Here is a 292-nt window from a genome sequence, read left to right as displayed (position 1 = left end):
GCCTCGGCGCACTCGGTGGCCTGGAGGGGGCGACTCCGGTGTCCACCTCGAGCGGCCCGGAGGGTACGACGTCGGTGTCGCCGGGTGGTCCGCTCGCCGATCCGGGCGCCGTCGGCGGCCTCGGCGCACTCGGGATTCCGGGTGTCAGCTCACCCGAGGGGACGACACGCACGAGCAACGGCGGCCGGGAGACACTCCCGGACGGTTCGGTGCGGGAGGAGTTGCCGAACGGTTTGGTGCAGACGACGTCGCCGGACGGTGTGACGTCGATTTCGACGCCGGACGGGGCGAC

1 pseudogene is annotated in these 292 nt (G+C 72.9%); it reads left to right on the top strand.

The annotated features are described in order from the left end of the window. Window positions 1-38 precede the first annotated feature (38 nt). A pseudogene (locus ACWD04_RS31715) lies at window positions 39-292 on the top strand (hypothetical protein); the annotation flags it as partial.

Source organism: Streptomyces sp. NPDC002911 (genome assembly GCF_053591835.1).
This window is presented reverse-complemented; position numbering and strand designations above follow the sequence as displayed.